Source organism: Algibacter pectinivorans, from assembly GCF_900112595.1.
Lineage (GTDB): Bacteria > Bacteroidota > Bacteroidia > Flavobacteriales > Flavobacteriaceae > Algibacter_B > Algibacter_B pectinivorans.
In genome coordinates this window covers 136,740-162,820 of record NZ_FOMI01000003.1, presented here as the reverse complement: position 1 = coordinate 162,820, position 26,081 = coordinate 136,740, and the positions used below count along the sequence as shown (strand labels likewise).

Annotated in this window: 20 protein-coding genes; 2 read left to right on the top strand and 18 right to left on the bottom strand. The window is 33.1% G+C overall.

Annotated elements, in window-relative coordinates; genetic code table 11:
- Position 1 precedes the first annotated feature (1 nt).
- From BMY96_RS05770 to BMY96_RS05760, 3 genes are all read right to left on the bottom strand, one after another.
- A complete protein-coding gene (locus BMY96_RS05770; RefSeq protein ID WP_092850244.1) occupies positions 2-1,204 on the bottom strand; it encodes a glycosyltransferase in 1,203 nt (400 codons plus the stop codon).
- Positions 1,205-1,311: 107 nt separating this feature from the next.
- Positions 1,312-2,571, bottom strand: coding sequence for an oligosaccharide flippase family protein (locus BMY96_RS05765; protein ID WP_092850240.1), 1,260 nt, complete (start codon positions 2,569-2,571; stop codon positions 1,312-1,314).
- A 30-nt stretch (positions 2,572-2,601) separates the two neighbouring features.
- Entirely contained in the window at positions 2,602-2,880 is a 279-nt protein-coding gene (locus BMY96_RS05760) for an STAS domain-containing protein (RefSeq protein WP_092850238.1), read from the bottom strand.
- 351 nt (positions 2,881-3,231) lie between these two features.
- On the opposite strand from BMY96_RS05760, the gene BMY96_RS05755 reads away from it, so the two are divergent.
- Positions 3,232-4,368 (top strand): response regulator, encoded by a 1,137-nt coding sequence (locus BMY96_RS05755; protein WP_092850916.1) that lies wholly within the window; start codon positions 3,232-3,234, stop codon positions 4,366-4,368.
- Positions 4,369-4,502: 134 nt separating this feature from the next.
- Positions 4,503-6,563: a tetratricopeptide repeat protein gene (locus BMY96_RS05750; RefSeq protein WP_092850235.1), complete on the top strand. Its 2,061-nt coding sequence runs from the start codon at positions 4,503-4,505 to the stop codon at positions 6,561-6,563.
- 85 nt (positions 6,564-6,648) lie between these two features.
- Here BMY96_RS05750 and BMY96_RS05745 read toward each other — a convergent pair whose 3' ends face one another.
- From BMY96_RS05745 to BMY96_RS05670, 15 genes are all read right to left on the bottom strand, one after another.
- Positions 6,649-7,758, bottom strand: coding sequence for a hypothetical protein (locus tag BMY96_RS05745; protein ID WP_139205219.1), 1,110 nt, complete (start codon positions 7,756-7,758; stop codon positions 6,649-6,651).
- Positions 7,759-7,981: 223 nt separating this feature from the next.
- On the bottom strand, positions 7,982-10,573 hold the full coding sequence (locus tag BMY96_RS05740) for a DUF6923 family protein (protein WP_092850230.1): 2,592 nt from the start codon (positions 10,571-10,573) through the stop codon (positions 7,982-7,984).
- 111 nt (positions 10,574-10,684) lie between these two features.
- A complete protein-coding gene (locus BMY96_RS05735; RefSeq protein WP_092850228.1) occupies positions 10,685-11,182 on the bottom strand; it encodes a CAP domain-containing protein in 498 nt (165 codons plus the stop codon).
- Between the two features lie 192 nt (positions 11,183-11,374).
- Positions 11,375-12,091 (bottom strand): LytR/AlgR family response regulator transcription factor, encoded by a 717-nt coding sequence (locus BMY96_RS05730; RefSeq protein WP_092850226.1) that lies wholly within the window; start codon positions 12,089-12,091, stop codon positions 11,375-11,377.
- Between the two features lie 9 nt (positions 12,092-12,100).
- Positions 12,101-12,418, bottom strand: coding sequence for a histidine kinase (locus tag BMY96_RS05725; protein ID WP_092850223.1), 318 nt, complete (start codon positions 12,416-12,418; stop codon positions 12,101-12,103).
- A 2-nt stretch (positions 12,419-12,420) separates the two neighbouring features.
- Entirely contained in the window at positions 12,421-13,467 is a 1,047-nt protein-coding gene (locus BMY96_RS05720; protein WP_092850221.1) for a sensor histidine kinase, read from the bottom strand.
- A complete protein-coding gene (locus BMY96_RS05715) occupies positions 13,467-14,600 on the bottom strand; it encodes an FIST signal transduction protein (RefSeq protein ID WP_092850219.1) in 1,134 nt (377 codons plus the stop codon). Before BMY96_RS05715 ends, BMY96_RS05720 begins: the two co-directional genes overlap by 1 nt.
- A gap of 3 nt (positions 14,601-14,603) precedes the next feature.
- A complete protein-coding gene (locus BMY96_RS05710; protein ID WP_092850217.1) occupies positions 14,604-16,193 on the bottom strand; it encodes a PAS domain-containing sensor histidine kinase in 1,590 nt (529 codons plus the stop codon).
- Positions 16,193-16,732, bottom strand: a complete 540-nt coding sequence (locus BMY96_RS05705) for a heme NO-binding domain-containing protein (RefSeq protein ID WP_092850214.1) — start codon at positions 16,730-16,732, stop codon at positions 16,193-16,195. The genes BMY96_RS05710 and BMY96_RS05705 overlap by 1 nt, the downstream gene beginning before the upstream one ends.
- A complete protein-coding gene (locus BMY96_RS05700) occupies positions 16,732-17,145 on the bottom strand; it encodes a response regulator (RefSeq protein WP_092850212.1) in 414 nt (137 codons plus the stop codon). The genes BMY96_RS05705 and BMY96_RS05700 overlap by 1 nt, the downstream gene beginning before the upstream one ends.
- A 125-nt stretch (positions 17,146-17,270) precedes the next feature.
- Positions 17,271-18,701 carry a rubredoxin gene (locus BMY96_RS05695; RefSeq protein WP_092850210.1) on the bottom strand — a complete coding sequence of 477 codons (1,431 nt, stop codon included), beginning with the start codon at positions 18,699-18,701 and terminating at the stop codon, positions 17,271-17,273.
- Positions 18,701-22,222, bottom strand: a complete 3,522-nt coding sequence (locus BMY96_RS05690; RefSeq protein WP_092850208.1) for a nitrate reductase — start codon at positions 22,220-22,222, stop codon at positions 18,701-18,703. Before BMY96_RS05690 ends, BMY96_RS05695 begins: the two co-directional genes overlap by 1 nt.
- A gap of 132 nt (positions 22,223-22,354) precedes the next feature.
- The gene (locus BMY96_RS05685) at positions 22,355-23,773 is read right to left on the bottom strand and encodes an MFS transporter (RefSeq protein WP_092850205.1); all 1,419 of its coding nucleotides are present in this window, start codon (positions 23,771-23,773) and stop codon (positions 22,355-22,357) included.
- A gap of 446 nt (positions 23,774-24,219) precedes the next feature.
- Positions 24,220-25,311: a DUF748 domain-containing protein gene (locus tag BMY96_RS05675; protein ID WP_092850199.1), complete on the bottom strand. Its 1,092-nt coding sequence runs from the start codon at positions 25,309-25,311 to the stop codon at positions 24,220-24,222.
- Between the two features lie 92 nt (positions 25,312-25,403).
- Positions 25,404-26,069: a response regulator transcription factor gene (locus BMY96_RS05670; RefSeq protein ID WP_092850197.1), complete on the bottom strand. Its 666-nt coding sequence runs from the start codon at positions 26,067-26,069 to the stop codon at positions 25,404-25,406.
- Positions 26,070-26,081: the final 12 nt, after the last annotated feature.

Below are 26,081 nucleotides of genomic sequence, written 5' to 3'. Positions count from 1 at the left end.
TTTACGCCATTACTGTTCCTTTATTACTTTTTTTAGCAATAATATTTTTAAAAGTATCTAAATATAGTGTAGCTATTTCAGACATTGGATGTGCTGTCGCTGCTTGGTAATTTACTTTACCTAATTCTATTCTGTAAGCTACGTTAGTTACAATTTTTTCTATTGCCTGTGCTAAACTTTCAACCGAGGTTGCTTCAAAAAACTCACCTCTATAGCCTTCATCTTGCACTAATAAGGCTAAATCTCCAAGATCTGGCATTACTACCGCCTTACCGTAACTTCCTGCCTGGTGTAATACGCCAGAGCTTCCGGTTGTTGATGTATATGGAAATACAACTACGGCACTTTCGTTAAATAATGTTGGCACCTCATATTCTTCAACATACCCTGTAAAACGCACTTGCGGTATATGTTTGTAATCGGCCTGTACTTTAGCTAAGTACCCAGGTACATTTGGGTTATCTGTTCCAGCAATAACAACTTCCAAATCTAAGCCTGTAGATTGTCTTACTTTCTCCACAGCTTCAATCATACCTTCTACTTTTTTATAAGTTCCAAACTTTCCAAAAGTCATAATTTGCATAGGTGATGTTGGCACTTTATAATCTGGTTCTAATGGTATTTCAAAAGTACCATGAGGTATTAATTTTACGTTTTTAGCCTTATATTTTGCTTCTAAAATATCAACATACTTTTGCATAGTAACGGCAACCGTATCGGCTTGAAGTATTAGTCTTGTAAGCGTACTACCAATAAAACCATAAATTTTTTGCATTAATTTATTACTTGTAAAGCCTGCACTTCCTAAATCAACTTCTTCTAGAATATTATGAAGTAAAACAATATTTGGTATTTTTTTAAGCTTACAAACTAAGGGTAACATTAAGCCTAATGCCGCAGCTGCTTTTTTATCGCCAAATTTCATAAATTGTAAATTAAACAATACAGCATCTGGTTTTGTTTGATTAATAGCCTTAGTAACCGAGAGTATGTTACTAAAACTATTAAAAGACCAACACTCCTTAATGGTAATTTTACAACCAGCCTCGGTAAAAGCAACATCCTTTTCTCCTTTAGTAGTATCGGTTAATAATATTAATTCTGTAATATCATCTTTTTGTCTAAAATGCTTAACTAAATGATAAGCGTATTCATTTAAAGTGACTTTACTAGGCGGATAAGCTGTTACGATGGCTAATTTCATGATTTTGGGTTTTTGTGTAATTTTAATTACAGTACAAATTTGAGGTTTTATTAAACTAAATACAGTAATTTTAGATAGACTTTACTTTAGTGTAGACGAGTGGTCTTTTACCTTAGATAAGTGGATTTCGATTTTATTTGTTCATATTTAAAAAAGGCTAATTGAATAGTTAGTAATAATAACATAGCTATAATTTGCATGTGCACCACCTGCTCTAAACTATCATGGTAAAACATAACCAATCCCATTTGCAACATGCCAAATACACCCGAAATAACTACAGGAATATATTTATCTAAAGACAGGTAGTAATAAGCGAAAATATTAGAAATGGCAAACATAGATGTTGCTATGGCATATTTCCATAAAAGCGGAGCCATGGCTATGTAACTATTTCCAAAAAGAAGCGTAATAATAGTTTCTGGAAAACTTAAGCACACCAATATTATTGTTATTGAAATAGCCGCTATATAACCCACATACTTAAAAAGTATAGAGGCCGTTTCTTTGCCATCTTTTTTAAGTTGAACCACAGTTGGTAACAGCAGCATAACAAACATCCAAGCTATAAAATAAACAATACGTCCTATTAAAGCTAAGGAGGCATACAAACCTGCTTCGTAAGATTCGAAGTAATGCTTAACTAAAAGAATATCACTATTATTTATTATAATTTGGGTAAGCTCATAAAAAGCCGTAATGATAAAAAAACTTCTTATATCCTTAGCGTGTGTTTTATTTAAATGTAAGGCTTGCTTTGGAATAAGCGTTGGAAATTTAAAGGGTATTAATCCAAAAATAAAGGATGCAAAAATACCCACGGCAATAACTACCGAAGATCGGATATCGAATATTAAAATAAGCCCTAAAGTAATTATTAATCGGCTTAACATTTCACCTTGATAAGTAATAGACAAAGATTTAAACGCTTTTTTACCTTGAAAAACACCTCTATTAACACTCATTAAAAAGTAAAGTGGTACACCACAACCAAATACCACAAACATATTAGAAGACGAGGTATTAAATAGGCTTTGTAATTGGCTTGCAAAAACAACAATAAGGCCCCCCATAAGTAGACCTACCAAAAGAGCATTTTTATATATTTTAGAAATGAAGCTTTTAAACACCTCATTTTCAAAAAGCACCGAAAATTTAGCGGTAACCAATTGAAAAGTCATGGCTGCAAAACTTAATACTAATAAAAAGGTAATTAATACCGCCGCATCAGCAAATTGAGCAGGTCCTAAAATACGACCTAAAATTAAATTATATAAATAATTACCACCGTTTACAGCAAGAACGCTTAGCATAAATAATTGCTCTGGAGTAATTTTTTTGGATTTTAAAATAGTAAGAATTTGCATGATTTGGGTATAAAAATTAAAAACTACTATTTAAGCTCTAAAAGGAATTTCAACGGTTTGATATATAGTTTTACAACCATAACCAATAACCGAAAACGATTTGTTTTTAGTCTTAGCTATTTGAAAAAGCTCTTGAATAACATGTAAACCATGATTATCGATAGCCGAAACCTTTTCAATATTAATGGTTACTGATTTTGTGTAGGTTAGCAGAAACTCTAAACGGTCTTTAAACTTTTTTGAAGTTGCTGTATTTACAATACCTTCTAACAAAAACACGCCATTATTTTCTTTAATATTTAAGGACATAAGTATATATTTTAAATTAATATGGTTTTAATTTCCGATACAAATATCAATCAAGAATCACTGGAGGGCGCCTAAATTTCGTTCAGTGGCATTTTGCTTTAGACGAATGAATCTGTTCTATTGATGAGATAATAATCCAATTATACTCGTAAAATTGTAATATCGTTAATAGGTTAAATCGTTATTAAAAAACACACCTAAACCTACAAATGATGCACAAAATCGTACAAATATAACTTTTAATCGGTAAAAACAATATGAAAAAGCATACTTTTCTTTCAAAATATATTATATTTACGCCGTGATAATGTTCACAATACGATAAATAACCCCAAATTATCTACCATTATGATTAAAATTCTAGCCATAGACGATCAACAATTAATATTGTTATCTCTAGAAAAACACTTATCCGATTTAGGTTTCGATATTAAATGTGCCAGTTCTGGCGAAGAAGGATTAAAGATTTTTGACACCTTTAAACCAGACATCGTAATTGTAGATATTAATATGGATGGCATGACAGGGCTAGATGTTGTTAAAACCATTAGACTTGAGAAAAAATCGGACACTAAAATTTTAGTGCTTTCTGGAAATACCAACGAAGACACCATTATTGATGGCTTTGATTTAGGTATTGATGATTACATGAAAAAACCGGTTTCTCTAAACGAAGTAACGGTAAGAATAAATAGAATTTTTGGTATAAAAACCAATAAATCACAAAACGAAACTACTAAGGACCAAATGTTACAACAACGCTGTGTAGGTGTTGTAATTCCTTGTTATAATGAAGAAGAAAGACTCTCAAGCAAAGAGTTTCATGATTTTGTAGATAGTAATTTAGGCTATCACCTCTGCTTTGTAAACGATGGTAGTACTGATAAAACCTTAGAAGTTTTAAACACACTAAAAAAAGGTAGAGAAAATAATATTAGTGTATATGATTGTGCCCAAAATGGTGGCAAAGGCGAGGCTGTAAGGCAAGGTGTTTTGCATTTAGCCAAAGACCCTCAGTTAGATTATATTGGGTATTTAGATGCCGATTTATCAACAGATTTTAGAGATTTTGACGATTTAGTAAAAACTATTGAAACTTCAGATTTTAAAATTGTGAGCGGTTCTAGAATGACTAGAATGGGTGCTAATATCGCTAAAGAATCTGCACGTGCTATAATAAGTAAAACCATAAATCTAATTATCCGTACCATATTAGGTATGCCGTTTAACGATACGCAATGTGGTGCAAAAATTATGGACAAAGACATAGCTAATCTGGTATTTAAAGATAAATTTATAACGCGTTGGATTTTCGATGTTGAAATTTTTATACGCATGAGAAAACATTACGGCAAGAAAAAAGCAATCTCTTTCATTTGCGAACAACCGCTTAAGCGCTGGATTCATGCTGATGGCTCTAAACTATCCATGAAAGACTCGGTAAAAATTGTTGGTCAACTAGGTCAAATAGCATTGCATTACAGATAACATTAAATAAAAATAGGTTACAACATTCTATTTAAAACAACCAAAGGTCATTGTGTGTCGTTGAATAACCATTTACTGTAGGTTAATAATGCCATACTATTAATTAACTTGCATTTATATAAACAATACCTAATATGTCCTTGAAAAAGCTATTATTTTTATCCCTTATTTTGGCCTCTTTCTGTGGCTTTTCGCAAAACATGCAAGAAGGTTTTACCTATTTGGAAACAGGAAAATATGCCGACGCAGAAACCTATTTTAAAGGTATATTAAAAGAGTATCCAGATAATAAAACCGCAAGATTATGTTTAGGAAGAGCTATAGGCCTTAACGGAAATCCAGAACAGGCCAACAGCCTTTTTACCAAGTTATTAGCAGATTACCCCACAGATTTTGAGGTAAAACTTAATTACGGAGAATCTCTATTATGGACCAGTAATTTCCCTAAAGCAAAAACGTACTTTAAAGGTTTAATTGAAGAAGATCCTAAAAGCTTTCCTGCTCTATTAAGCTACGCAAATACCCTATCTAACTTAAAAGAATATGAAGATGCTTTAATATATGTAAACAAAGCACTTGATGTTTTACCGGGAAATCCTAACGCCTTAACCTCAAAAAAATATATGTATTTAGGCTATGCCTATCAAAACCAGCAAGCCCAAAATTATACTGAAGCCGAACGCCTTTTAAAAGCAAACTTAACACTTTTTAATAATGATAAAGACACACTATTAAATTTAGTAAACCTCTATTTAATTGCAGGCGAATTTGACAAAGCTGAAACCACATATAACACCATTGGGGAAACCCCAGAAAACAAAACCATAGCTTTAAATGGTTTAGCCTTGGTAAAACATTTAAAAAGTAAAGATAAAGAGGCACTAGAACTTAGTGAACAAGCCTTTTTAGGCTTAGGCGCACAAACCGATGCCGCATTGGTACAACCTACCACCGAACGTTATATACAAGCTCTAATTTGGAATAAGAAATATAAAACAGCCAACACGTTAATTAGTAATTTAATTGAAACCAAACCTAACGAAAACTGGCTATTAGCCCTACGCGCTACTTTAAATATTTATAAAAGTGATTTTAAAAAAAGTGTTGCAGATTATAACCGTATACTAGTAAACGACAGTAGCTCGTTTGATGGTAACCTAGGAAAAGCAAATGCCTTAAAAGCTATTGGAAATTACGATGATGCCTACCAATCGGCAGAAAACACATTAACGTTTTACGACAAACAAAAAGACGCCACCAATTTTATAAAAACATTAAATACTAGTTTTACTCCGTTCTGGGAAACTAAAGCCTCCTACTCTTTTGATAATGGCGATAATAAAGCCTTTGGCGTTACCACAAAAATAGAATTTCCAACATCGACCAAATTTAAATGGTTAGCAAATTACGGGTACAGAACAACTAGCAATAAGATTACCGATTATAATGCCACATCAAACGATTTTTCATTAGGATTAGCATACCAATTATTACCTAATTTAACCTTTAAAGGTACTGCAGGTGTAACCTCGGCTAATGCTAGTACTAACGATTACACACAATTTGTAACCGATTTAGCATTAAATATTAAGCCTTTTAAATTACAAGTTCTAGATGTAGGTTATAAAAGCGAAATACAAAGTTTTAATGCCGAATTATTAAACAGAGAAATTGTAATGCATAATATATATGCCAATTACAGCTTAAGCACCAACTTTAATTTAGGTTGGTTTACCCAGTATTTTCACACCTGGCAAAACGATGGTAATGCTAGAAACTTATTATTTACCTCGTTATATTACAATATTTTAGCAAAGCCCTCGCTTAAAGCAGGTTTAAACTACCAATACATTACCTTTAAAAACCAAGTGCCTACTATTTATTTTAGCCCAGAGCAGTTTAATGCTGGCGAAGTATTTGTTAATATTATTAAGGACGAAGCCATAACCAAACCTAAAGCATGGTTTTATGAGTTAACGGCTGCAACAGGTTTACAATACATTGAGGACGATGCAAGCCAGAGCACGTACCGCATACAAGGTAAATTAGGCTATAAATTTTCTGAAAGAGCGCTACTAAACCTTTACGGAACTCGCAGTAATATTGCCTCTGCTACAGCTGCTGGTTTTACTTTTAATGAAATTGGCCTACGTTTTAAATGGTATTTGTTTGATACTCCAATTTTTAGAAAGTAATTAAAAGCCTCTTATAAAGGTATATATATAAACTTTAGGCCTTATAAAAACAATAAACCATTCGACTACTTAAAGTTTTCTTTAGTTACTGAATTACAAAAAAATAAGGAATTTTATAAAGTCCAGTATTAAAATATACAACAGCTTTGTCTCCAACCTCCTTACTGTTATAAATGTTTTTTGAAACAGAAACTTCATCAATTTCATTTTGTGGTCCCCATTTTTCGAGTTCTAAGTAATACGATGTGGTTTTACCTTTACTAATTCGTTTACTCAAAATACCAACATCGTAAACCAAAGGATCTGCTTCTTCAAATGCTCCGTTTGTTGTGATTATAAGTCCATAGGCATAAGAACTTCCTAGCATAAAAACACCTAGCAGTGTTAAATATGTACTTCCTTTTTTAAAATTATAATGCACATACGCATCATTCATAATTATATATCCAATTACTAGAACTAGTGTTGAAACGGGAACCCAAAGTCCGGAATAATCTAATATTTGAAAATCAGTTAACGCTCGTATTAATAAGGTTAATGAAGGAATAATAAGCGTTGAATGTATATTGGGATAAGGCGAGTTAGGTTTTTCGTCTAAACGAATCAACCCTTTGGAGGATTTAAAAATTATTAGTCCAATTATTGGCAACATACCACAAAGGATAATCTGAATTTGATAATACTTTGGGAAAAACCAAGTGGATAGAGCAACCATCCACGAAATAACATTAATAATTTTTGTCGTTTTTTTTGCTTTAAGTAAATTATCCGCTCTTTCTTTCGGCGTCATACCATATGCTCTGTTCTCCAATATCTTTTGTTCATCGTTTTTAAATTCCTCTACATCTAGATCATCAAAAAACTGTTGAGACCAGGAAAGTAATTCGCCAAAACCGCCAACATACCTACTCACTTTAATCTTTTTCTCATTTTCATTCTTAGAAAAATAAAAAAGATAATTTTTATCTACCTTAAACCCTTTAATGTTTTTTATAAGTAGCGATTTAGTTTTAAAAACTCCTACACTTATAATCCGTTCTTTTTCAATAATTAACTTGTTCTTTTTAGTGTCTATTAATCCAAGAATCAGAAGAAACTCCAAACCCAACGCAAAAGGAGTTAAGATAATGGCTAATGTTACATTCACTTTTTCTTCCAGGTATGGCATAATTCCTAAATAGAGAAATAATATCATCAATAGAGGTAAACATATCCATATAAAAATTTCCCAACCTTTTGCAATCCTGTATTCTTTACGCATATATAAATTATCGAAGCATGCCTTTTTTTTTAATTGCTCCATCAAAAAGAAAACCAATCACTATAAAAACAGTACTATTTAAGAACGAAATATACCAAAAAAAAAGGCAAAAAACTTTCGTCTTTTGCCTTACTACAAAGAATAAAACTGCTATTAATTAATCCATGAGTAGTTTTGTTGTATTATAATTACCTTGGGTACTTTTAATAGTGCAGAAATACATTCCTGAACTTAAGTTTCCGCGTTGCAGAGTCACTTGGTTAGCACCTTGTTTAGCATCTACTTTTAACGTTTTTACTAAACGTCCAACTTGATTATAAACCTGTATTTGTAAGGTTTCGGCGTATTCTGCAGTAAAGTGTATTGTTGTTTGATTTTGCATTGGGTTAGGTATAGCCGTTGTTGCTATGCCAGTCGTTCCCTCTTGCGAAGCGACAGATAATGCGCTACTTGTTGCAAAACGTAATTGATTTAAACTCATTTTTTTGGTGACTTGCTCGCCGTTATCGGCTAACATGGTAAACACTATAGAGGTTATGTCGTTTGCCTCAAAAGGCGTTCCGTTGCTAGATTCAAAATCTGAAAACATTAACGTATAATCTTCTAAATCGTTAGTTAAAGCTATACTTGTTTTATATTGCGTTTGCCAGTTGTTTACGCTCTCTTTTACCAATCGTATTATTAAGGTTCCAGTACCGTTAGCCTGTAACTTAAAGCTGTTATACGCTGTTAAATCTATAGGGTTAAATTTTGGCGTTAATGCTCTGTATGCCGCTATATAATCGCTTGTTGTTGCTTCTAGTTTTATGCTACGTTCTATGGCATACTCATCGTTACTAAACGTGTCTTCAGTTTCGTTAACCGCATAATTTGTAACCGTTGTTGAAGGCGCTGCATCATCGTATCCCCATGGTCCATCGGACATGAATAAATCGTCTGGAGTTGCTACGCCATCGCCAATTCTAAATCCAATATCGAAAAGATTTCCTGCATCAACTTCGATGTTTGAAATATAATCGCCTGTTAAATTAATTGTTGTCGATACATTTTCTACAGTTTCGGTTTCTGTAGCTCGCAATCCGCCATCAAAAGCAACAGCTTCACTCCTATTTGTATTTACAACTTGTAAATTAAGTTTACCATTTTTATACGTTCCGGTTCTAACAAATACTGTTGGTGGTGTGGAGTTGTTGTAGCTTGTTACAGATTGTTGCACATCTAATAAACGAACTACTTCTTCTCCTAGTTTTACTAAATCGTCTAAATTATTAGACCAAATTTGAAAATTATAAAACCCAACGTTACTTTCGTATTTATCAAGATTCCAGTGGCTCTCAATTGCAAAATTAGCGTTGTTGTTAATTGATTTTGCCGAAAGACTTAATACAAACTCTAAGCTACCATCAATATTTCTTATTAAAGATTTTATAAATTGTTGTTCGTTAATTTCTAAAGTCGAAACAGATATTAATTGTGCACCTAACAACCTATCGCAAATGTATTTTGTATGCTCGTAAACGCCTTTATCTGTTTTTAGTAATAAGATAGATGCAATGGCATCGTCATTTTTTATGTAATCTACTGAATACACTTCGGTAGCATTAGTAATTCCTATTAAATCTGATGGCGAAGATTCGATAACACTATCCTCATTAATAACCTCTAAAGGCATAAAATCTGAAAGGTTAAAACCGTTACTTTTAGCGGCACTTGCTTTACCGTAATTTTTAGACTTTTTAAAACGTTTTGCTGTAGCTTTATCAAACTTATAACTCGTTTTTGCCCTGTTAAAATTACGTTTGCTAATTTGTTGAGACAATCTGTTATTACTTTCTAACCCACCTTCGTTTGCACTAGATGCTGTAGACATTTCTAGTACTGGACAACCCGAATAACCTGAACACGATGGATCTTCGCAATCAATTAACCCATCGCCATCATCATCAATACCATTATCGCAAATTTCTTGAGGAACTGGTGCTGTAGGACAACGTGCACCATCGTTTTGAGAGCTTGATGGTCCAAAGGCAAATAGGTTAGATTCTATAACATTTAAGCCATTTAAATCTTGCACACTTTGAATAACGTAAATAGTCCCTGTTTGATTAGCCGACACATAAAAACGTCCCGAAGCATCAAAATAAACCGCGCCATAGGTATAATTTAAACCCGAAAGGATTGGTACAATACCTAAACTTTCAACACTTCCTGTTTCGGCGTCAATTCTATATAAAATATTAGTGTTTTTTTCTAAGGCATATAATTTACCATCTACGGCATTAAAAGCCCAGTCATGAATACTAATGTTTTTAGCTAGCGTTTTTGTTGCTATATATTTTGTGTAATTCTCAGATTCTGGATTTACATCAATAGCGTAATACGTTGTTCCGCCTCCTTTTAGGTAATACACACCGTTACTACTAACATCGCCTACATAGCGGCCATTAGTTGGTAACTCATCAATATAAAAAGTGGTTGTTTTAAAATCTTTACCTATACGTACTATAGATTTTTGAGGCGTACTTAATGATCCCCAAATGTAACCATCGGCAGGATTGTAAGCTGCTGCGTTTATATTACCTTCTGTAACATTGCTTGCTACCTCGTAAGAGTTGCCAGATGCTAAATCGATAGCATAAACATCATTATACTGAAATAGGTAAGCACTATAGTCGCAATTAAAAGGTGCACTTTGGGCGTTGTATACGCTAGTGATAAGTAGTAGTGAAAGAAGTAATAATTTTTTCATGATTTGGGTTATTTATAGTACAAACTTATTCTATTAAAGGGCTTATTTTTAAATTATTCGCTAGATGAAAATTAAGTGTAGGTAAATGGTAGATTTGTGCCGTTAAATGAATTAGCGTTTTACAAAAATGTTTGTAAAATAGCGCCTTCCATTACCATCTTCTGTAGATGAAATTCCTAGATCTGTAAATTCTGGGGTTTCAATATTTTTTCTATGATTTTCACTTTTTAACCAAGCATTAACTACAGATTGTGCTGAAGAATAGCCATAGCCAACATTTTCTGAAACACTTTTAGCATTTACATTTTTCTTTAGGTTTTCTAATCTTTCAAAAAAGTAATCATGACTAGCTTCGCCTTTTTCAACCATATATAAATTATGTAAATAAGCTTCTTTTGAGGCTTCAACAAGAATATTAAGTTTAGACAAACTTCTTGAAGCTCTGTAATTGTTAATAATTTCGGCTATCTCATAATCCATTTGAGAATATTCCAATTGAATATGGGTAGAATTATATGGTTCTAATATTTCGGCATCGTCTTTAACAGAGCAGGATTGAAATGAAATATTTAATACTATGATGACAAATACAAAGGATAATTTTTTCATGAGGACTTGTTTAAATTCATGACAAAATTAACTTGAAAGGTCTTTGTATTTTTTAATTTTCGATTAGCCCATTTTCATGTGTAGACGAATGGTTGTTTTTATTGGTTAAAACACGTTTTAACGTAAAAAAGGCAAAAGATTCCTCTTTTGCCTTTTTACATAATTTTTAAATAATTTATTTACAGCGCTATTTTACAGCAAATTAAGACGCTTCATTAACTCCGGTCGGTTGGAGCGACTTACAGGAATAACGTCCTTTTTAATAAGCACACTATTGTCCTCGATATCTATAATTTTCTGCACATTTATTATATAAGAGCGGTGTACTTTTAAAAATAAATCGTTTGGTAATTTGTCTGCAATCTTTTTTAATGTGGAGTGTACGGTGTAATTTTTATCTTCAGTTTTAACTTGTATATAATCACCTTTAGCCTCCACCAAATAAATACTTGGTATATCTATTTTAATTAGGCGTCTATCTATATTAACATATAAATCGTTTCCTGAGCTCGATTCTTTTTTTTCTACAGTTACTTTTTTAGCCGGTTTTCGCTTTATCCCAAATGCTTCGGCTTTTTGTATAGCTTTCTCAAAACGTGGCAATAACAAAGGTTTTACCAGATAATCTACAATACATTCGTACTCGAAAGCTTCGATTGCAAATTTGGGATCTGAGGTTGTTAATATTATTTTAGGCGGATTTTTTAGGGTTTGAATAAAATCAAAACCAGTAAAATCTGGCATATGAATATCTAAAAATATAAGATCGACCTCATTTTGATTTAAATATTTTATGGCTTGCATTGCATTAGGAAACTCTTCAAGTAGATTTAAACTAGGAATATGAGTACATAGCTGAGTAATAATTGTTCTAGCCATGGCCTCATCGTCAATAATAATACAATTCATAAAATAATATTAAATAGTAGTTAAGTAGTCTGTAATAGCCTGCAAAATGGCGTCGAACTCTGCTTTTCCCGACGTATTTTGCTCTAATAGATTATTTTCATAATCATCGGCTACAGCATAACTTTTTTCAAGTCCTAAAATACTAATTTTATGTTTAAGTTTGTGTACATTTTCGGCAGCTTCTTTATAATTGTTTGCCGATATATTTTTTACATAGATTGCTTTCTCCTCTGGAAACTCGCGTTTAACAACACCTATAAGCTTATCTTTAAAGGCTTTATCATTACCCGATAGTTGATTTATGTATGATAAATTAGGTTGTTCCATAGTTATTTTTTTATGGTAAAAAAGAATGTTGAACCTTCGGTAATTTTAGATTCAACCCAAATTTTACCGTTATAAAGTTCTACAATCTTTTTTACAATTGATAATCCAATACCCGACGATCCAGGTGTATTCTCTAATTTTTCGAAGGTTTTAAATATTTTATCAAAATACGTTTCCTCAATACCTTTTCCGTTATCTTTTATATAAAACTGCCAGTATGTATTACAATCCTCAACACCAATTTCTATAACTCCTTTTGCTTTATCGTTATATTTTATAGCGTTACCTATTAGGTTTTGAAACAGTTGCTGCAACCTGTATTTATCCCCTTTTACAGTTGGTAAGTTGCTTTTTTTAATAGTAATGTGCTCTGGTACTTCAACACTATTTAAAATATCATCAATTATAATATTTAAATCGACGTCGTAAACCTCTAACTGATTTTTACCGATTGTTGAATACTCTAAAATACCACTGATTAAGGTATCCATTTTCTCAACATTGGTTCGTATTAAATTTAATGTTTTTTTTCCGCTATCGTCAAAGGTTTCCTGATAATCTTGAGCTAACCAAGCTGTTAAGGTATCTATACTACGTAATGGCGATTTTAAATCGTGCGAGACCATATGGGCATAATCGCTAAGTTCCTGATTTTGATGTGCAAGCTCGTTAAGGATAGATTGCCTTTGCTTATTCATCGTGATAATAGCTTTAGTTTTATTATCAATAAAATCGACCAAATTGGCCCCCGTTAATTCTATATCTTCAGCCTGTTCCTCTTCTTTTAAATTATAAAATTTTAGCGTATCTATGACACCTTTTAATTTTTCGATAACCTCCTTTTGCTCATCGGCTTCCTTTTGTAATTTTCGGTTTGCAGTAAATAATTCTTCGGAGCTAATGGCCATGGCGCGCTGAATCATTTTAGACTGTTCGTCAAAATTATTGTACGAGGAATCTACAGCACTAAGAAATGTTGTTAATTCACTATTGTTTCTTAATTCTTCAGTTAAATATTTACGAATTTGTCTTTTTAGGAGTGAATTCATTATTCGCTTATTAGCGTTATAGTCATGGTTTGGTTATGCAATTGGCACGCTACTTCACCATGAAAAGGTGCAATTTCTCCGTAGGAATAAAAACCACTAATTACGGCGTCGTTACCTATAACTTCAATAACTTCTTCTATTTCCTCTTCAACACGTTGGTCTAACACTAATTTTCTGCCAATACAACTTACTAATAACGCTAATTCTGGTTTATTTTTTCTGTATTCTAGTGCCTGTGTTGCTGCACGTTCTGATGCGTTTGCAATATTATCTACATTAGTCATCATGAGCTGAACCTTAGAATTTTCTATAATATCGCCAGCTAAAATTACCGCATTTTGCGCTTCATCTATATTTAAAATAGACCTTACAATAGATTGGTTTTCGTCTGTAGATGTTACATTTAATGGGTATAGTAATGCTGCTCCAGGTAAATCTTTAGCCTTTTCGCCTAAGTAACTCTTATATAAATCTAATGCCGGTTGGCCGTCTAACTCATATAAGGTGTTTCCTTCAGACTTTGTTACTACACGTTCTGGTCCAAAAGGGGTCCATCCGCCATGAATAGAAAACGAAATCTCTAGGGTATCGCCATAAAAACCAATAGCGACTAATTCTCCTTCTTTTGGGTTTTCGTTATAGGATGCTAAGGTTTTTTCGAAACGATCATCATCGCCACATAAGCCACCTGTTATTAAAACATTGTCTTTGGTAGAGGCACTTAATCCTTTAGTAAGCTGACTTCCATTAATAAAACTACCTTCTGATATTACTAAAACATACTTTAAATCGTCTTGAGGGAGTTGGTTTACTAGATCGTTTCCTGTTTTATAACTGTCTAAATCTGCATTTAAAACATTACTTGTTTTAATAATAAATTTACTTTTTTCGAACTCGATTGCCGTTATAGTAATACTTTCTTGATTTACTGTATTAGAGGAGATTTCTGCACAAGAAGATGCAAAAACAATATGTCCGTCTGGAAAAAGCTGCTTAATATCATTATAAACATTAGCATCTTCTAGCATATATCTATTACCAAAAACTAAAACTAAAGGTTCGTTTAATTCTTGTTTTGGTTTAACGTATTCCCAATCTTTATTTTTATGTTTTATTAATTGTACTGTTTTCATTACCTATTTTTTTAATGTGAAATAAAAAGTGGTTCCTACGTTTGGCTCGCTATCTAACCAGATTTTACCTTCATGTAAATTGATTATTTTTTTAACTATAGATAGCCCTATTCCCGAGGACTCTTTACTTTTCTTTAAGGAATGGAATATTTTAAATATTTTATCGTGGTATTTTTTTTCAATACCCATGCCGTTATCCTTAATAGAAAATTTATAATGACTTTTTAAATCTTCGACATCTATATCAATAGTTCCAAAATCTTTATCAATAAACTTTATGGAATTACTAATTATATTTTGAAACACCTGTTGCAGCTTGGTTTTATCGCCTTTTACCACAGGTAATATATTTAAAAAACTTATTTTTATATGGTCTGGTTTATACATGATTTTAACCAGATCTGTAATAAGCACATCTAAATCTACATCTACTTTTTCGTTTTCGTTTGTACCAACGCTAGAATAATTTAAAACATCTGTTATTAGTTGTTCCATTTTTTCTAAAGTAACATCAATAAGATGTAAATTCTGCATAGTTACAGCATCTAGTTTACCCTCGTTATCTTGTTTAATCCAAGTTACCAAAGCATTTATACTACGTAATGGCGACTTTAAATCGTGGGAAACAATGTGTGCATACTCTTGTAAATCGTCATTACTTTTAGCTAATTTATCGAGTAAATTTTCCTTTTGAAGTTGTAAATTTTTTAACTCTGTAATATCAAAATTAATACCTATTGAACCAGTAATATTGCCATCTAAATCATAGTTAGGCGCACCACTAACAAGCCAATACCGTACTTCTCCATCCTTCTTTTTAATTCTTAATTCGTAGGATTCGGTTTTACCATGCCTTCTTTCATTTATTTTTTCTTCTAATAAATCTCTATCATCATCTACAGGCAAAAGGTTAACACCATGTTTTCCAACAAGTTCTTCTTCGGTATAACCTGTCATATTCAACAAACTTTGGTTTACCATAATGATGCGGTCATTAAGATCGACCTCCACCAAACCTAAGTTCATGTTAGAAATTATATTGTAGTATTTAAGCTTTTCTGTTTCTAAACTTTTTCGATATTTTCGTTGTAATGTTATGTCTCGAACAATACCTTGGGCGGCAACGGGTATACCATCGTCATAAATAATACTAGCATTAATATGTACTAGTTTTTCCACCTTTTTATCGGTAAGTATGGTAACACTAAAATCTGTAATAGACCCTGTATTTAGTAGCATTTTAAAAGATTGTGCTACACGCTCCATTTCGGTTGGCTTAACCATATTAAGAAGATTAAAATCTTCGTTAGAGTCGTTTAGTCCTAACAAACTTACTGCGGCATCATTAACTTTAAGTATGTTACCGTGTAAATCTATAATAACATAGGCGTCTACAATGTTTTCGAAAACACCTTGTAATTGGGAGTCTGTTTTATTAAGTAAGGTTTCTAACTCGGCATACGATTTTTCAAGCTTTTGCTTAGCCTCATATAATTCGGCAGCCTTATTTTCTAGAATTTTTTCTGCTTGTTTTCTAGCTAGTTTTTCGCGAGCAAGTGCCCGCTGGAGCATGTCAATTTTGTCTTGACTCATTAATTTTTATTAATTAAAAACTTAACCTCTGTTCCGTCTTCTTTTAATTTTTCTAGAACAATGTTAGCCGTTGAATTAAAATGTTCGAATGTTTTGTTCATTAATCCTAAACCAAAATGATGCATTGCTCTGCTAGATCTATAAATTACTATTAACGAGTTTTCCGATTTTTCTACAACTTCAAAAGTTGGAAGTTCGGCATCTGGATAAATTTTTCTTACCTCTACATGTATATGATTTTCAATGGACGAAATCATTTCAATAGGATCTTTGTAAGTTTCTAAAAGCCCAGGATAGCTATCCTTTAGTACACTAAAGAAATGCTCTGCATAAACGAGTAAAAGATCATCAATAGAAATCCCTGTATTAGTACTTAATTGTTGCAGTAATTGTAACATTTCTGAAAAATTATATGTACCAACTGCAGTATATACACCACCAGACTCTAGATTAGATGAACTAATGATATTATCCACCATTTCTAATCCAAATTTATCCTCTACTAATTCTAAAAACTCAGTAAAAACTATACCCTTCATTAAATTTGCTTTAATTCGTTAATACTCCAATATGATAATAACTTTTCCATTTTAGAAACGTAATCTTCATATTTTAAAGGTTTTAATACATAGCCAGCAATACCTATCTTATAACATTCTAGCAAATCTTTTTGATTACTTGAAGTGGTTAAAATAATAGTAGGTATATATTTTAATACATCATCATTTTTAAGGATACCTAAAAATTCAATACCATTGATTTTAGGCATATTCAAATCTAGCAAAATAATGTCAGGTAATTCATCTTTTTTATGTAAAATTTTTAAAGCATCCTCACCATTATTAGCCTCAATAACTTTATGATTAAGTTGAAGTTGCGAAATTGTTCTGTTGAACTTCATAATTTCAATCATGTCGTCCTCGATTAGTAGAATGTTTAATGTCTTGTCCATTTTTGATGCTATATATTTACCGTAAAAGTAATATAAATGTAAAGTAACAAGAATAGAGTTCGTTTATTCCAAATTAAGTGTCGATGAATACCTTTTAAGTGTCGACGAATGGATTTCATATACTTTTACTTAACTAAAACAATTTTCCTAAAATTACTTTTAGGTGCTTCGCAAAGCGAACATTGGTAGGCATTTGGTAAACTATCAAAAGGTGTTTTGGCAGGTATGTTTTGGGTAAGATCGCCATAGGCCTCGTCGTAAATTGTAAAACAATCTGAGCATTGATGTACTTCCTCTTCTGTAGTTTCTTGGATTTCTAAAGTTTGATCCTCTTCCTCTCGCTCTGATCCTAATTGCTCGAAATATAACTGACTTAACTCCATTAGCAAACCCGGTAACTCAACCTTATCTACATCTTGAACATGTGTGATGTATTCGCGTGTGTTCGTGTCGAAATTTTTAGCATACAGCAAATTATAGGTGTCTCTAACTTTAAAATCTTTGATAGTTTGAGGTTGCCTGTTTTTTTCTATAACTATAGATGTAAAGTTGTACGTATCACTATCAAAACTTGTTATTCCAAAGGTTAAACCGTAGGTACTAATGTCGTTTTGATCGAAGTTATTTACCAAATACTTTTTTAAATTTAGAGCACTTTCGTCGTTTACTGGCAAATGCCAATTCATCTCTAACATAGAATGGCGTACATTAATACCAAACTTACCTAGCAATTTTTCCCATTTTAGTTTAGACTGTAGTGGTATTCCTTTAACAATAAAAGATTTCCAGGGGGTAATGGATATTTTACCAATTTTATTTTCGGAACACAAATCGCACATAGCTTTTAAAAACTTAAGGTCGTAACGATTGTTTCTCCAATATAAGCCTAACCAATACCTATCGGACCCAATTCTATTCATGCCCTCGTAATACGGGAATGGGTAAAATGGTACTTCTAGTGGCTTATCCACTGTTCTATTATTGGTATCAACGGCATCACTTACTAAATCGAACACTGTTTCGATAGTTTCGGGTTCTTCAATAAGTATATTTTCAATGGCATATTCAATTTTATCCATATCCCAACTATAAATAAGCGCAGGGTACATTTTGGTTTCTTTCCAACCCGGTAACCTTACAAATAAATACCAATAATCTTCATGACCTGAAGCTATAAAATTCACATTACCTGTAAACAGTGGTACAAGTTTTTGTTTTGGATCTATAACATTAATACGCAGCTTTGGAGGATGTTTAAATTGCTCTAAAACATATAAATACCTATCACTTGTTAACCATGAAGTACTTGGTAAAATTTCGGCAGAAACGTATGATGATGCTATATTCTCTATTCCATCTTGTTTTGGTTTTACAAACTGAATTTTTTTAAATTGGCTAAACTTACTTTCGTCTATTTCTTCTGGAAAAATAATATCTTGTCTAGACCCAAAGGATATAGCATCTAAACCTAAACCTTCTGCAGCCTCACAAATGTATTTTAACTCGCCTGGAGATAAAACTCCTCCGTTTATCATTAATCTATATGGTTCTGTCATTATGCTAAAACTTTAGAATTTTGAAGTATTTCTCTAACTTGGGTTTTACAACTACCGCAGCCTAATCCTGCTCCCGTTTTATTACACAGCTCTGTAAAATCTGTGCATCCAGAAGCTATCGCATCTTGAATGTTACCTGAACCAACCTGACTACACGAACACACTAACTCCCCTATTACCGGTACATCATTTGATGCCCCTCTAAGTAACGTATCGCGTTTATCGGCCATTTCAATTTTACTTTCAATCATGGTTTTAAATTCGGCGAATTCATTTTTATCACCCATTAAAACCGCACCAATTAATAAATCGTCTTTTACAATACACTTTTTGTAATAACGCTTTTTAATATCTGTGAAAATAATTTCTTCGTAGCTATTATCGTTATCTGGCACATTAATATCGCCAATACTGCAAAGGTTTAAGTCGTTAAATTTTAAGATGTTCATTAACACCGACCCGTGATAAGAACAACTAATATCTCCTGCAATAAAGTTAGCCAATATATTGGCTTGTTCTTCTGCCGCCGAAGTTATACCAAATAACTGATTATTATATTCGGCTATTTCACCTATGGCAAAAATATCGGGGTCGGATGACTGTAAATGCTGATTTACAATAACCCCTCTACGGCATGCAATACCATTAGTTCTTGCAATTTCTACATTTGGAATGGTTCCTATGGCATACACAATGGCGTTTGCAGTAATAAACTTTCCACTTTTTAAAGTGATGTTTAATTCCCCTGTATCCTCATCGTCAAAAACCGTACTAACTTCATTATCAAAATAAATTTGAATACCTCGTTCTTGCACATCCAACGCAAGTAATTTACTAGACACCTTATCTAATTGACGCTCCATTAAACGCGAACCACGCTGAATTATGGTAATTTTAGCGTTTTTATGTTTCATGGCAGCAGCGAGCTCTAAGCCTAATAAACCACCACCAACAATAACTACATGCTGTTCCTCTGGCGGTAAACCTGTAGCCTCTAAATGGGCTTTAAAACTATCGGCATCTGTTTTATTTCGCATGGTAAAACGCCCCGGCAAATCAATTTGCACATCTTTAGGTACAAAAGCGCGACTACCTGTAGCTAAGATTAATTTATTATAATCATGCTCGACATTATTACAATCCGTAACCCGCTTTGCTTTTTTATCTATTTGTGTTATAAAAATCTCGGGATGTAGCACAATGTTAAGCTTTTTAAGCTCTTTTTGTTTAATTTTTAATAATTGCTCCCATGATAATTCTTCGGTAACATACTCCGGTAGCAAGACTCTATTGTAGAATAAATTCGGCTCTTTTGAAAACACATGAATTTCATCAATTTCGTTGTACTCTCTATAATTTTGTACAAACCTAAAGGCAGCAGCACCGGCACCAACAACAATAATTTTTTCTGCTGCTTTTTTATATTTAGCAACCGATACACGAGTAAATTTAAAATCTGGTTCTTTTGAAACAGGATCTACATGGGTGTTGGTTAAATTATTGGCTCGGTTTAAATTACTTTGCAACTGCTTACCCCAGTGCATTGGTAAAAACACCACACCTTTTTTTATAGTATCGGTTACCTTTGCGCGTACCCGTACAACACCATTTTCGCTTTTAATTTCGGTAATATCCCTGTTTTTAATTTTATTTAAAAAAGCATCTACCGGATTTATTTCTAAAACAGGCGTTGGATAATGTGTTTTTAAACGCGATACCTTACCTGTTTTGGTCATGGTGTGCCATTGGTCTCGAACACGCCCTGTGGTTAATATTAACGGGAAATCGCTGTTTGGTAATACCGATGTATTTTCGGTTACACTTGGTAAATTAAACTGTGCTTTTTTACTTGGTGTATAGAATATTTTATCTTCAAAAAGTCTTGGAGTGCCTTGATGCCTATGTTCTGGAACTGGCCACTGAAATGTACCTTCACTCTTTAAACGATCGTAATTTAAAAAAGACACATCAATATTTGTGCCTTTGGTCATCGACGCATATTCATCGTAAATTTCGCTAGCATTATTAAAATTGAAACCTCTAAAGCCCATGCGTTGTGCAAAATCACAAAATATTTCGACGTCTGGTCGTGCTTCACCTGGTGCTTCTATTTCTTTTGGTAGATAGGAAATACGACGCTCAGAATTAGTCATAGTACCTTCCTTTTCCAACCAAGCCGCAGCGGGTAAAACTAAATCGGCAAAACCTACGGTATCCGATTTATGAGATATTTCTTGAACCACAACAAACTTAGCGTTTTTCATGGCTTTTTCTACTCTATTTAAGTTAGGAAGACTCACTAAAGGATTCGTACATGCAATCCACACGGCTTTTAATTTTCCGCTTTCCAAGGCATCGAACATTTCGGTAGCCGTTAATCCAGGTTTAGGATTAATTTTATCGACGCCCCAAAACTCGGCAACTTCACGACGGTGTTCTGGATTTAGTAAATCTTTATGAACCGCCAATAAATTAGCCATACCTCCTACCTCGCGTCCGCCCATAGCATTAGGCTGTCCGGTTAACGAAAAAGGTCCGGACCCAGGTTTTCCAATTTGCCCGGTAATTAACGACAAGTTAAGTAATGACACATTTTTATCGGTACCCACCACACTTTGATTAAGTCCCATGGCCCACATACTTATAAAACCTTTGGATAGCCCTATAATATCTGCTGCCTTTCTTATATCTTTTTCTTCAACCCCACATAATTTTGAGGCTTGTTTTAAAGAGGTTTTAAAAATTAATTCCTTGTAAGATTCAAATCCTTGTGTATAATTTTTTATAAAATCTTCATCAATTAAACCACGCTTATACAAACATCTTCCAATGGCATTGTATAAAATAATATCTGTTCCAGGAAGTAATTGTAAATGTAAATCGGCAAAACTAGCCGTATCCGTTTTTCGGGGATCTATTACAATAATTTTAACCTCCGGATTATCCTCTTTACGCTTTTCTATCCTTCTAAATAAAATAGGATGACACCAAGCAGGATTTGCTCCGGTAATTAAAAATGTATCCGCTAATTCTATATCTTCATAAGAAATTGGAACACTATCTTCTCCAAATGTTTTTTTGTAACCAACCACTGCCGAACTCATACATAAACGTGAGTTTGTATCTATGTTATTGGTACCTATAAATCCCTTTGTAAGTTTATTTGCTATATAATATTCTTCTGTTAAACTCTGACCCGAGACATAAAAACCTACGCTATCTGGACCATGCTTTTTTATAATCGATTTAAAAACGTTGGCAGCTCTATCTAACGCATCATCCCAACTTACACGCTCTCTTGGGTGCGAACGACTCCATCGCATTTCGGGATACAAAATTCTATCGGACGTATCATTAGCAACATAATGTAAATTCATCCCTTTAGAACATAACATGCCTTTGTTTACCGGGTGATCTTTATCGCCCTCAACAAACACCTTGTTATTGCTGTCTTTCTTAACAATAATCCCGCAACCAACACCACAATAAGAACACGTTGTTTTTACTTCGCTTTTAATCATAGAGACTTACAATTTTAACTAATTAATGCATTTTAATTTTTGAAAACAAATACACAACTCATTATTCTTAATACCTTAAAAAAGGTAGTTATTATTTAAACTATATCAAATATTATAGTATTAAAATAATTTTTAACGAACAGGAATTAGATCTTTTTCAGCAACCATGGTATCTTTTTGTGCTACTTTTTCATCTTCGGTAGAAAAACGTATGGCTAGCGCAGACATACCTGCTATAACCACCACAATACCAATTATAAAATAACCACTAGATACTGCTGCCGAAGACGCTGCCGATTGGGCCGCTTGTATTGCTGCTTCTCCCAGGCCTTCATTTGCTGCAATAGCTGCTTTTTCGGCCACTGCCGATTGCGATTTTAATAACATAGCCGCTAAAAATGCGCCCACATTTCCTCCAGCTCCTACAATACCAGAAACAGAACCAATAGCCTTTTTGTTTATAAATGGAACTACGGAAAACGTTGCCCCTTCGGCCATTTGAACCGACAAACTAAACAATATTAAAAAACAAATACCTATACCAATACTAGTTGCTGCCGAAAAGGTAATAAGCATAAAACCTTGAAGAGCAAGAATAGCTGATAAAAATATAACACGGCCACGTAATCCTTTTAACTTTCCAAACCTGTCGCCAAAGAAACCACCTAGTGTTCTGGCAAAAATATTCATTAATGCAAAAGATAATACAAGGTTTCCTGCAGTAACTCTTTCTAGTTGAAAGGTGTTTTGCAAATAATCGTCCATAGTACCATAAACAGTAAGTTCAATACCAAAAGATGCGGCATAGATAAAAAACAAAATCCATGTTCTGTAATCCTTCAATACAGTTGCAAACCCTACTTGGTCTTTTTTCTTTTCTATTTTAATACCTGATTCTTTTAAATCTTTAAAATTACCTTGTGGTGTATCTTGTGTGAAAAAGTAATACACAATACCCATTAGGAAACAAACCGCACCTGCAATAACCATAGAATATCTCCATGCCTCGCCTTCTGCAATACCAAAACTAACTACACCAGCAGCAATAATTGGCATACCTAAGCGGTTGGCGCCACCACCAAGATTTCCCCAACCTGCCGACGTTGCATTTGCAGTACCAACTATATTTGGAGCAAACATTAATGAGGTATGCACTTGAGTAATTACAAATGATGCTCCAATAAAACCTATAAATAAACGGCAAATTAAAAACTGCGTAGGTGTTTGGACTAATCCGCATAATATAACGGGAATAGCACCCAACATAAGTAACCATGTATAACATAACCTAGGGCCATATTTATCGCATAATTTACCAATAAGTAAACGAGCAAATACGGTTCCTGAAACCGCAAGGATTATAGAGTTCCATTTTTGATCTGGTGTTAAACCAAGTTCTTTTACCACATCTGGCATAAAAGGCACAATACCAAACCATGCAAAAAAGCATAAGAAAAACGATATAGCCGTTATCCAAAACGTACGGATAGAAACATGTTTTAAGTTAAATAAATTTAATGTGGTTGATTTACTTTGTGATGTAGTATCCATAATTAAGTAATTTATACGTACAAAACTAAGTATATTTACTTAATTTATATTAAACATAAATAAGTATTTAAAAAGAAATACGATATTACTAATTAAAGAATGTCAATTTTGATGAATCCCTAAAATGAAGAAATTAATTTATAAAATATTAAGAATATGAAAATCTAGATTACCCAAAAAGCGTAATTAAAGCGAAGATGTAAAATATAATTATTAATACCCAAAGACCAATATGAGCATTCCAAGAAGCTATATTACTATTTTTAAAACTGATGGAATCCTTCTCCTTTAGCTTATAACGTAATAGTAAACTAGCCAAAGCGAAACTGATAATACCGGAATACAAAGGATAATTTTCTATAAACTGAATACTATAATTTTTAATTGAATCCATCCTTAACAATTACGTAGTTGTAAATAAAGCTGAAAGTACTTAGCGCCCTATATTATTTTTTATTCTCGTCGACAAAGGCATCTTTAAACTCGATTTCATCGTCAATTTTACCCTTAAAAGCTTTAATCCAAGCGTTACTAAAAATATTAATAACAGTAGGCCAAACGCTGCCTTCCACGTTGTTTAAATCGCCCTCTAGAGGAATTTTAGTGGCAATAGTATTCGTGCTTTGATTTTTAAGAATAAATTTAAAAAAGCCCACTAAACCTTCCCATAGCACTTCTAAAAATTTATCATTTTTACCTATAAGTTTACTATTTTCAAGTAGCGGTTTCATATACCCCTTTAAATGACCGTCTGCAATAGCAATCTCGCTAAACAACTCGAAGTTCCCAGATTCAAAGTCTATACCAGCGTAATGATTTGTAAAATCATTAAGCGCTTTTACATTTGCTTTTTCTAAGGCAAACGATACGTCCATATCTGGTATTTGTTTTACTAAATTTATACGACCATCTAATGTCATTTTTCCGCCACCAATAGAAACTCCAGTAGCATGAATTGGAGATGGTAAGGTTCTATTTTTTTCTACAACATTTCGCAAATTGGTTGCTGTAAGCTCTACATCATTAAAATGTAAATCGATATTTGGGTCTGTCCCTAGCTCAACATAAGCAATTTTCCCTTTATGAATGATAAATTTATTAACATCCATAGGTACAATTTCGGTTAAAGCTTTGGTCCAATCATCTACACTAACATCTGCATCAGTAGCGTTTTGATCTTCAACTACATAAATAATTTCTGGATTATGCATGACGATTTCGCTAACTATCTTTCCTTTAAATAGTGAACCCCATTCAATAGAGATATCACTTTTAGGAAAATTTAAAAAAGGCACTTCTGTTTTAGCTTTTAACTTATTTAAATACATACCATCAATAACGTATGCTCCTCGATACAGTGCAATATCCACATCCTTAACTTCGCCGTAATACCCTGGAATATCGGCCAAGGTGTTGTTAATTTGATTTTTAACAAACGTAGGCAGGTAAAACCTAAGTACAACCAAAAGCCCTAACACTACTAGAGGTATAGTGAAACGCTTCTTTTTATAAATTTTTCGGTTTTTTGGGGTTTCCATTCGCAACTAATTTTTAAACAAAGAAACATTTTAAAGCGCTAATTTCGTTGTCCTATCCGTATAAGTATTAACGCAATTGCGAGATATATACCTTAAGCTAAACCAAACTCTTTAGCTTTATTATTAAGTTCCATTAAATTTTTAACCTCTAATTTTTTCATGAGATTAAAACGATGCACCTCGGCAGTTCGCTTACTAATTTTAAGCTCTTCGGCAATATCTTTATTGTTTTTAAGCTGAAGTACTAAATTTAAGATTTGCTTTTCGCGTTTAGTAAGCTTAAAAGGATCTTCCTTTACCTCTTTCTTAGTAGCAACCGCTGCATTTGTGTTACCGTTTACGAAGTTATTCATAATAATAGAAGACACATCGCCAGTAAAATATTTACCGCCAGAGGCTACGCTATTTACCGCTTTTAAAAACTCTTCCTTACTAGCTCCTTTTAACAAATACCCATCGGCCCCAGCTTGAATTGCTTTTACCACGTATTCTTCCGAATCGTGCATAGAAAGCACCAAAGTGCGCACATCGGTATACAATTTATTAATCTCGCCTACAGCCTCTATACCATTCATTTCGGGCATACGAATATCTATAATCAATACTTGCGGTTTATTTTTGGCAACTACTTCTAAAGCTTCTTTTCCATTTGATGCCTCATCAATTACCACAATTCCCGTTTGATCTTCTAAAAGTGCTTTAATACCATCTCTTACTAAAACATGGTCGTCTGCTAAAACTACATTAATTACATCCATAAATTTATATAT